The sequence below is a fragment of the Streptomyces sp. SCSIO ZS0520 genome (genome assembly GCF_025643355.1).
Taxonomy (GTDB): Bacteria; Actinomycetota; Actinomycetes; order Streptomycetales; family Streptomycetaceae; genus Streptomyces; species Streptomyces physcomitrii.
Map to the genome: position 1 here is coordinate 707,609 of NZ_CP092644.1, position 10,198 is coordinate 717,806.

Annotated in this window: 1 protein-coding gene; it reads right to left on the reverse strand. The window is 77.0% G+C overall.

The window, feature by feature from the left end; genetic code table 11:
• Positions 1-12: 12 nt before the first annotated feature.
• Positions 13-10,137, reverse strand: coding sequence for a type I polyketide synthase (locus MID12_RS02540; RefSeq protein WP_263164597.1), 10,125 nt, complete (start codon positions 10,135-10,137; stop codon positions 13-15).
• Positions 10,138-10,198 lie beyond the last annotated feature (61 nt).

The following is a 10,198-nucleotide window of genomic DNA, read 5'->3' on the forward strand; positions in this document are numbered from 1 at the left end:
CGTTGCCGTGCATCAGGAGATTCCGAGGTCGTTCTCGATGAAGTCGAAGATCTCGTCCGCCGCGGCGGAGTGGATCCGTTCGCTGACGTCCTGCGCGGGCTCTGCCCCGGCGCCGCCCCGCTCGCCGTCCTGCCAGCGGGTGAGCAGGGACCGCAGCCGGGCGCCGATGCGGTCGCGCCTGCCGTCCTCGGCGGGCAGCGCGGTCAGGGCGCTCTCCAGCCGGTCCAGGTCGGCGAGGACCGCGGCGGCCTCGTCCACGTCCTGCCGCAGCCGTCCGCGCAGGTACCGGGCGAGGGCGGTGGGGTTGGGCTGGTCGAAGAGCAGGGTCGCCGGGAGCGCGAGGCCGGTGGCGGCGCCGAGCCGGTTGCGCAGTTCGACGGCGGTCAGCGAGTCGAAGCCGAGGGAGTTGAAGTCCTGGGCGGCTCCCACGCGTTCGGTGGAGGCGTGCCCGAGCACCTCGGAGGCCTCGGTGCGCACCAGCGTGACCAGGGTGCGCTCCTGTTCGGCGGCGGGCTGTCCGGCGAGCCGGGCGCCCAGCTGCCCGGGCCCTTCCTCGGCGGTGGTCTGCTGCCGGGCCAGGACCTCCCGGACCTCGGGCAGGTCGGCGAGCAGGCGGCTGGGCCGCCCGGTGGTGAACCCGGGGGCGAAGGCGGCCCAGTCGATGTCGGCGACCACGAGGGCCGCCTCGGGGCCGGCCGCCACCCGGTCGAGGGCGCGCACGGCCCGGTCGGGGTCGAGGGGGTGCACGCCGCTGCGCCGCATGCGCGCCTCGGCCTCGGCGCTCCCGGTCGCCATGCCGCCGCCCGCCCAGGGGCCCCAGGCGAGGGAGGCGGCGGGCAGTCCGGCGCCGCGGCGGGACTCGGCCAGTGCGTCCAGATAGGCGTTGGCGGCCGAGTAGTTGGCCTGTCCGAGCGTGCCGAGGGTGCCGGAGACGGAGGCGTAGAGGACGAAGGCGGACAGCTCGCGCCCGCGGGTGAGCTCGTCGAGGTTGCGGGCCGCGGCGAGCTTCGGCCGCAGCACGAGGTCGAGGCCGGCCGCGTCCATGGTGTCGAGGAGCCGGTCGTCGAGTACGCCCGCGGTGTGCACGACGGCGTCCACCGGGTACTCCGCGAGCAGGTCGGCGAGGGCCTTGCGGTCGGCCACGTCGCAGGCGGCGAGGGTGAGTTCGGTGCCGGTTCCGGCGAGGGCCTCCGCGAGCCGGGCCGCGCCGGGCGCCTCGGCGCCGGACCTGCTGACGGCCAGGATGCGGCCGGCCCCGCGCCCCGCGAGCCAGGCCGCGGTGTGCACTCCGAGCGCGCCGGTCGCGCCGGTCAGCAGGACGGTGCCGGACCAGTCGGGTCCTGCTGCCTCCGGCCGGGCGGGTACGCGCTCCAGACGGCGCAGGAAGGTGCCCGAGGGGCGGACGGCGATCTGGTCCTCCCCGTCGGCGGCGGCGAGCACCGCGCACAGGCGGCGGCCCGCCTCCGCGGCGCTGCCCTCGGTGAGCGGCGGCAGGTCCACCAAGCCGCCCCAGATCTGGGGGTGTTCGAGTGCCGCGGTGCGCCCGAGCCCCCAGACGGCGGCCTGTTCGGGGGCGGTCGGGGCCTCGGCGGCGAGCGCGCCGACCGCGCCCTGGGTGAGCGCCCACAGCCGGGGCGCCGCCGCCCCCGCGGCGCCGTCCGCCAGGGCCTGGAGCAGGGCCAGGGTGGCGGCGAGACCGGCGGGTACCGAGGAGTGGCCGGGCAGCGCGCGGGTGTCGGCGGCGAGCAGCGACAGCACCCCGGCGGGCGCCTCCGCCTCGGCGCCGCACAGCTCGGTCAGCGCGGCGGTCACCGCGGCCCGGTCGCTGCCGGTGCAGTCCACCGGCAGCGGCAGGACGCGGGCGCCGTGCGCGGTGAGCGCCCCGGTCAAGTGCTGGGCCCAGGTCTCGCCCTCGGTCCCCGAGGGGACGGCCAGCAGCCAGGTGCCGGTGAGGGTGCCCACGGCGCCTTCGGGGGCGGGGCGCCACACGGCGCGGTGCTCCCAGCGTCCCGCCTCCGCGCGCCGCCGGCCGTCGCCGCGCCAGGCGGACAGGGCGGGCAGTACGGCGCTGAGCGGTGCCTCGGCGTCGAGGGCGAGCTGCTCGGCGAGGGCGGACGGGTCCGCGGACTCCACCAGCTCCCAGAAGGCCTCGTCCTCGGCGGGGCGCGCCGCCGGGGCGGAGGACTCCAGCCAGTACCGCTCGCGCTGGAAGGCGTAGGTGGGCAGGGCCAGGGGCCGGGCCCCGGTCTCGGCCGGGCCGAAGGTCTCGGCGCCGAAGCCGCGTGTGTAGAGCCGGGCGGCGGCGCGCAGTACGGCCTGCCGCTCGGGAAGCCCGCGGCGCAGCAGGGAGAAGGCGGTCACGGCGGAGGGGTCGCCGTAGCCCTCCGGCACCAGCGGGGTCAGTACCGCGTCGGGGCCCAGCTCGACGCAGGTGGTGACGCCCTCCTCGGCGAGGGCGCGCACCCCGTCCCCGAAGCGCACGGCCTCGCGGACGTGCCGTACCCAGTACGCGGGGTCGCACAGCTCCGCCTCCCCGGCGAGGGCGCCGGTGAGGTTGGAGACGACGGGCACCGACGGAGGCTGGTAGCGCACCTCCGCCGCGGCCCGGGCGAACTCGTCGAGCATGGCGTCCATGAGAGGAGAGTGAAATGCATGGCTGACCCGCAAACGCCTAGTCTTTCGCCCGAGGTCGGCGAACTCCCCGGCGATACGCTCCACTTCGTCCGCTTCGCCGGACAGGACGAGCGAGACCGGGCCGTTCACGGCGGCGAGCGCGACCCGGTCGGCGAGGCCTTCGAGGTGCGGGCGCATCTCCTCCTCGGTGGCCTCCACCGCGGTCATCGCCCCGCCCTCCGGCAGGGCCTGCATGAGGCGGCCGCGGGCGGCCACCAGGGCGCAGGCGTCCGGCAGGTCGAGCACTCCGGCGGCGTGCGCGGCGGTGAGTTCGCCGATGGAGTGGCCCATCACCACGTCGGGGTGCACGCCCCAGGAGGCGGCCAGGGCGTGGGCCGCGGTGCCGAAGGCGAAGAGGGCGGCCTGGGTCCAGGCGGTGCGGTCGAGCAGGGCGGCCGTCTCGGTGCCTTCCTCGGCGAAGACGATCTCGCGCAGCGGCGGGCCCTGCAGATGGCGGTCGAGTTCGGCGCAGACCGCGTCGAAGGTCTCGGCGAACACCGGCCAGTCGGCGTACAGGTCCCGGCCCATGCCGGGGCGCTGGGCGCCCTGGCCGCTGAAGAGGAAGGCGGTGCGTCCGCCGTCGCCCTGGCCGCGGACCAGGTCCGGATGCCGGTCGCCGGTGGCCGCGGCGGCGAGGGCGGCGAGCAGCCCCTCCCGGTCCTCGGCGACGACGACGGCGCGGTGGGCGAGATGGTGGCGGGCGGTCCTGAGGGTGTGCGCGAGGTCGCGCGGGTCGTGCTCGCCGGAGACGAGGTGGGTGCGCAGCCGGGCGGCCTGGGCGCCGAGCGCCTCGGGGGTGTGTCCGGAGAGGGGGAAGGCGCGGGGCAGGGCGGGCGCCTCGGACCGCTCGGGCCCGGGGGCCGCCGCCGGGGGTTCCTCCAGGATGACGTGGGCGTTGCTGCCGCTGATGCCGAAGGAGGAGACCCCGGCGCGGCGCGGCCGTCCCTCCCGCGCGGTCCAGGGCCTTTGCTCGGTGAGGAGTTCGAGGGTGCCCTCGGACCAGTCGATGTGCGGGGAGGGCTCGTCGACGTGGAGGGTGCGGGGCAGCGCGCCGTGGCGCATCGCCATGATCATCTTGATGATGCCCGCGGCGCCCGCCGCGGCCTGGGTGTGGCCGAAGTTGGACTTGGCGGAGCCGAGCAGCAGGGGCTGCCCGTCGGGGCGCCCGGCGCCGTACGTGGCGAGGAGGGCCTGCGCCTCGATCGGGTCGCCGAGGGTGGTGCCGGTGCCGTGCGCCTCCACCGCGTCCACGTCCGCGGGGGACAGACCGGCCGAGGCGAGGGCCTGCCGGATCACCCGCTGCTGGGCCGGACCGCTCGGCGCGGTCAGGCCGTTGGAGGCACCGTCCTGGTTGGTGGCGGAGCCGCGGACGACCGCGAGGACGGGGTGGCCGCTGCGCCGCGCGTCCGAGAGGCGTTCCAGGACCAGCACGCCGACGCCCTCGGAGAAGCTGGTGCCGTCGGCGGAGGCCGCGAAGGCCTTGCAGCGCCCGTCGGCCGCCAGCCCCTTCTGCGCGGTGAACTCGGTGTACGTACCCGGGGTGGCCATCACCGTGACACCGCCCGCCACGGCGAGGGAGCACTCCCCCTGGCGCAGGGCCGTCGCGGCGAGGTGGAGGGCGACCAGGGCCGAGGAGCAGGCCGTGTCGACGGTCATCGTCGGCCCCTCCAGGCCGAAGGTGTAGGCGACGCGGCCGGAGATGACGCTGCCGGAGACGCCGAGGCCGATGTAGCCCTCCATGCCCTTGGGGATGTCGGCGAGGCCCGAGGCGTATCCCGAGCCCATGGCTCCGGCCCAGACGCCGGTGCTGCTGCCGCGCAGCGAGAGCGGGTCGAGCCCGGCGCGTTCGAAGGCCTCCCAGCAGGTCTCCAGGAGCAGGCGCTGCTGCGGGTCCATGGCCAGCGCCTCGCGCGGTGAGATGCCGAACAGGGCGGCGTCGAAGTGGGTTGCCCCGTACAGGAATCCGGCTTCGAGGCCGGGCAGGGAGTCCAGGTCCCAGCCGCGGTCGGTGGGGAAGGAGGAGATGGCGTCGCCGCCCTCGGAGACGAACCGCCACAGGTCCTCGGGCGAGCCGACGCCGCCCGGGTACTGGCAGGCCATGGAGACGATGACGATCGGGTCGTCGTCCACGGCGCCCGTCGGGCCGGCGAGGGCGTCTGCCCGGCTGCCGCCGAGTTCCTCCCGCAGGTGGCGGGCGAGGGCCGTGGGGCGGGGGTGGTCGAAGACCAGGGTGGCCGGGAGCCGGAGGCCCGTCTCGGCGTTGAGGCGGTTGCGCAGGTCCACCGAGGTCAGGGAGTCGAAGCCGAGTTCCTTGAAGGACTGCTCGGCGTCGACCGCCCCGGCGGAGCCGTGGCCGAGGGCGAGGGCGGCGTGGCGGCGCACCACACCGAGGAGCAGCCGCTCCTGCTCGGCCTCGTCGAGGGCCGCGAGGCTCCGGAGCAGTTCGGCGCCGCCCGCGCCGGGCGCGCTCTGCTCGGCGCGGCGTACGGGGACGGGGACGAGTCCGCGCAGCAGTGCGGGCAGGCGGCCCGCGGCCGCGGCGGCGCGCAGCGCGGCGGGTTCGGTGCGCAGCGGGGCGAGCAGCGGCTCGCCGGTGGTGAGGGACTCGTCCAGCAGGCGCAGCGCGTCCTCGGTCTCCAGGGCGGGCAGGCCGGAGGCGGCGATACGGCGCCGGTCCTCCTCGCCGAGGCCTCCGGTCATGCCGCCCTCGGCCGCCCACAGGGTCCAGGCGAGGGAGGTGGCGGGCAGCCCCTGGGCGCGGCGGTGGTGGGCGAGGGCGTCCAGGACGGTGTTGGCGGCGGCGTAGTTGGCCTGTCCGGCTCCGCCGAGGAGACCGGAGGCGGAGGAGAAGAGGACGAAGGCGGTCAACTCCGCCTCCCGGGTGGCCCGGTGCAGGGCCAGCGCCGTGTCCGCCTTCGCGGCGAGGACGGCGGTCAGCTTCTCGGGGGTGAGGGAGTCGAGGGTGCCGTCGTCCAGGGTGCCCGCGGCGTGCACGACGGCGCGCAGCGGACGGGTCCGCGGGACGGTGGCGAGGACCCGCTCCAGGGCCTCGGGGTCGGCGGCGTCGCAGGCCTCGACCCGGGCCTCGGCTCCCAAGTCGTCGATTTCCGCGACGAGTTCGGCGGCGCCGGGCGCCTCGGGGCCGCGGCGGGAGAGCAGCAGCAGTGAGCGCACGCCGTGCGCGGTGACGAGGTGCCGGGCCACCTGGGCGCCGAGGGCGCCGGTGCCGCCGGTGATCAGGACGGTGCCCTCGGGGTCCAGGGCGGGTTCCGCGGCGGTAGCGGGTGCCGCCCTGGTCAGGGCCGGGGTGAGGACGCGGCCCTCGCGCAGGGCGCACTGGGCGGCCCCGGAGGCGAGGGCGGCCGGGAGCGCGGCGCGCGAGGCGGCGGTGCCGTCGAGGTCGGCCAGGACCAGCCGCCCCGGGTTCTCGGTCTGGGCGGAGCGCACCAGCCCCCACACGGCGGAGGCGGCGAGGTCGGGAACGTCCTCGTCCCCGGTGGAGACCGCGCCGCGGGTGAGCACCAGCACCGTGGCCCGCGCGGCCCGTTCGTCGGCCAGGAGCTCCTGGAGCGCCCGCAGCGTACGTACGGCCACGTCGGTGGCGCTCTCCCCGTCCGCACCGGCGCAGGGCAGGACGACCACGGAGGGCGTGGTGGCGGTGCCGAGCGGGGCGCAGTCGGGGGCGAGGCCCACCGGGTCGGGGCCGGCGAGCTGCCAGTCGCCGGTGGCGGGGGCCTCGGGGAGGTCCGCGCCGCTCCAGCGCAGCGCGTATAGGGCGCCCTGCGCGGCCCGTGCCCCGCGCAGGGCCTCGGCGGGCAGGGGGCGGCTGGTGAGGGAGTCGACGGTGGCGACGGAGCGTCCGGTGCCGTCGGCGAGGGTGAGGCGCAGGGCGCCGGAGGCCTGGGGTTCGAGCCGGACGCGCAGGGTGGTGGCGCCCGCGGCGTGCAGGCGGACCCCGCTCCAGGCGAAGGGCAGTCCCACCCCCTGTTCTCCCCCGTCCCCGGCGCCCGCGAGCTGGGCGTGCAGGGCCGCGTCGAGCAGGGCGGGGTGGAGTCCGAACCGGGCGGCGTCGCGGTGCTGGTCCTCGGGCAGCGCGACCTCGGCGTACCAGGCACCGTCCCGGCGCCAGACCGCGCGCAGGCCCTGGAAGACGGGCCCGTACTGGTAGCCGTGGTCGGCGAGTGCCGGGTAGAAGCCGTCGAGGGCGACGGGCTCGGCACCGGCGGGCGGCCAGGCGCTCAGGTCCTGCGGCGCCTCCGGGCCCGCGGGGGCGAGCACGGCGGTGGCGTGCCGGGTCCAGGGCGTCTCGTCCTCGCCGTCGGGGCGGGCGTGCACGGTCAGGGTGCGGCGGCCCTCGGCGTCGGGCGCCCCGAGGCCGAGCTGGATCTGCGCTCCGGCCCGCTCGGGCAGCAGCAGCGGCGCCTCCAGGGTGAGTTCGTCCAGGAGCGCGCAGCCCGCCTCCTGGCCCGCGCGCAGGGCGAGTTCGACGAAGGCGGTGCCCGGCAGCAGCACGGTCCCGGAGACGGCGTGCTCGGCCAGCCAGGGCTGGGTGCGCAGGGAGAGCCGTCCGGTGAGCAGCACGCGGTCGTCGTCGGCGACCCGGACGACGGCGGCGAGCAGCGGATGGTCGGTGGCCCCGAGTCCGGCGGCGCCGGGGTCCCCGGCGGTGGCCGACGGGCGCAGCCAGTACCGCTCGTGCTGGAAGGCGTAGGTGGGCAGGGCCGGGCGGTCGGCGGGGGGTTCGCCGAGCAGGCGGGCGGTGTCGAGGACGGCGCCGTGGGCGTGGGCACCGGCGACGGCGGCGAGCAGGGCCTCGGCCTCGGGCCGGTCCTTGCGCAGCAGCGGGAGGCAGACCCGCTCGGTGGTGTCCTCGGGCAGGCAGCTTCCGGCGAGCGCGGTCAGGGTGTGGTCGGGGCCGATCTCGAGGAACCGGGAGACGCCGTGCGCGGCGAGCCAGGCGACGCCGTCGGCGAAGCGCACCGTCCGGCGCAGGTGGCGGGCCCAGTAGTCGGCGGAGGCCAGGTCCTCGGCGCTCGCGGGGCGGCCGGTCAGGTCGGAGACCACGGTGAGCCGCGGCGGGTGCGCGGTGACGCCCGCGACGACGGTACGGAACTCGTCGAGGGCGGCGTCCATGCGGGCCGAGTGGAAGGCGTGGTCGACCCGCAGGCGGCGGCAGCTGCGGCCGCGGGCGGCGAGTGCGGCGCCGACCGCCTCGACGGCCTCCTCGTCGCCGGAGACCACGGTGGCGCGGGGGCCGTTCACCGCGGCGACGCAGACGGCGTCGCCGTGCGGGGCGAGCAGGGGGGCCACCTCGTCCTCGGTGGCCTCCACGGAGAGCATGGCGCCGCCGGGGGGCAGGGCCTGCATGAGGCGGCCGCGGGCGGCGACGAGGCGGCAGGCGTCCGGCAGCGACCAGACCCCGGCGACGTGCGCGGCGGCGAGTTCACCGAGCGAGTGCCCGAGGACGTACTTGGGGGTCAGGCCCCAGGACTCCAGGAGCCTGAAGAGGGCGGTCTCGAAGGCGAACAGGGCGGGCTGCATCAGGTCGGTGCGCCGCAGCGCCTCCTCGCCGAGGGCGCCCTCCAGGACGAGGTCCTTGAAGGAGAGCGGGGGCGCGAGGGGGCTGTCCGGTACGGCGTCGAAGCAGGCGCAGGCCTCGTCGAAGGCGCGGGCGAACACCGGGAAGGCGGCGTGCAGTTGGCGTCCCATGCCGAGCCGCTGGGAGCCCTGCCCGGCGAACAGGAAGGCGGTGGCCCCGCGCAGCACCCGGCCGGTGACGGCGGCGGGGTGCTCCTCGCCCGCCGCCAGCGCGGTGAGGGCCTCCCGGGCGCGGTCGGCGTCCGGGGCGAGCACCGCGGCCCGGTGCTCGAAGGCCTGACGGTCCGTCACCAGGGCGTGTGCGGTGGGGAGGAGGTCGCCGTCCGGGAGCGTACCGAGGTGCTCGACGAGCCGCCCGGCCTGCTCGCGCAGCGCCGCCGCACTGCGGGCGGAGACGAACCACGGCACCAACGGCAGGGCGCTCGCCCCGAGTTCGGCCGCGGGATCGGTGCCGGGCTCGGTGTCCGCCGCCTCCGGTGCGGGCGCGGACTCCAGGATGGTGTGCGCGTTGGTGCCGCTGATGCCGAAGGAGGAGACCCCGGCGCGGCGCGGCCGGTCGGCGCTGCCGGGCCACTCGGCGGGTTCGGTGAGCAGGCGTACGTGCCCCGCGTCCCAGTCGACGTGGGTGGAGGGCGTGCTGACGTGCAGGGTGCGGGGCAGCCGCCCGTGGCGCAGGGCCATCACGGTCTTGATGACCCCGGCCACGCCCGCCACCGCCTGGGTGTGGCCCAGGTTGGACTTGAGGGAGCCGAGCAGCAGCGGGCGGTCGGGGTCCCGGTCCTGCCCGTAGGTGTTCAGCAGGGCCTGCGCCTCGATCGGGTCGCCGAGGGAGGTGCCGGTGCCGTGCGCCTCGACGGCGTCGATGTCGGCGCCGCTCAGGCCGGAGGCGGCCAGGGCCTGCTCGATGACGCGCTGCTGGGAGGGGCCGTTGGGCGCGGTGAGTCCGTTGGAGGCGCCGTCGGAGTTGACGGCGGAGCCGCGGACCACGGCGAGGACCTGGTGGCCGTTGCGCCGGGCGTCGGAGAGGCGCTCGACGAGGAGCAGGCCGACGCCCTCGGACCAGCCGGTGCCGTCGGCGTCGTCCGAGAAGGCCTTGCAGCGGCCGTCCGGGGCGAGCCCGCGCTGGCGGCTGAACTCGAAGAGCAGACCGGGGGTGGCCATCACGGCGACACCACCGGCCATCGCGAGGTCGCACTCCCCCGCGCGCAGAGCCTGCACCGCCCAGTGCAGGGCGACCAGGGAGGAGGAGCAGGCGGTGTCGACGGTGACGGTCGGGCCTTCGAGGCCGAGGACGTAGGAGATGCGGCCGGAGGCGACGGAGGTGGCGTTGCCGGCGAGCATCAGTCCGTGCACGTCCTCGGGGACCTCCACCGGGCCCTGGCCGTAGCCGGAGGTGGCGGCGCCGACGAAGACGCCGGTGGCGCTGCCGCGCAGGCTGGCGGGGCGGATCCCGGCGCGTTCGAGGAGTTCCCAGGAGGCTTCGAGGAGCAGCCGCTGCTGGGGGTCGGTGGCCAGGGCCTCGCGGGGGCTCATGCCGAAGAAGCCCGCGTCGAAGCCGCTGGCGTCCCGCAGGAAGCCGCCCTCACGGGTGGTGAAGGTGCCCGGCTTGTCGGGGTCGGGGTCGTAGCGGTCCTCGATGTCCCAGCCGCGGTCCCCGGGCAGCGGGCCGATGGCGTCGCGGCCCTCGTCGACGAGCCGCCACAGGTCCTCCGGCGAGCGGATGTCGCCGGGGAAGCGGCAGCTCATGGCGACGATCGCGACCGGCTCGCTGCCGCGCTCCTCGACCTCGCGGAGCCGCTTGCGGGTCTGCCGGAGTTCGCCCGTGACCTTCTTGAGGTATTCCACGTACTTGTCGTCGTCAGCCACGTGAGTCACTTCCTTGAACCGGGCGGGCCGGTGGCGTCGGGGGGTACCGGGTCGGGCGGGG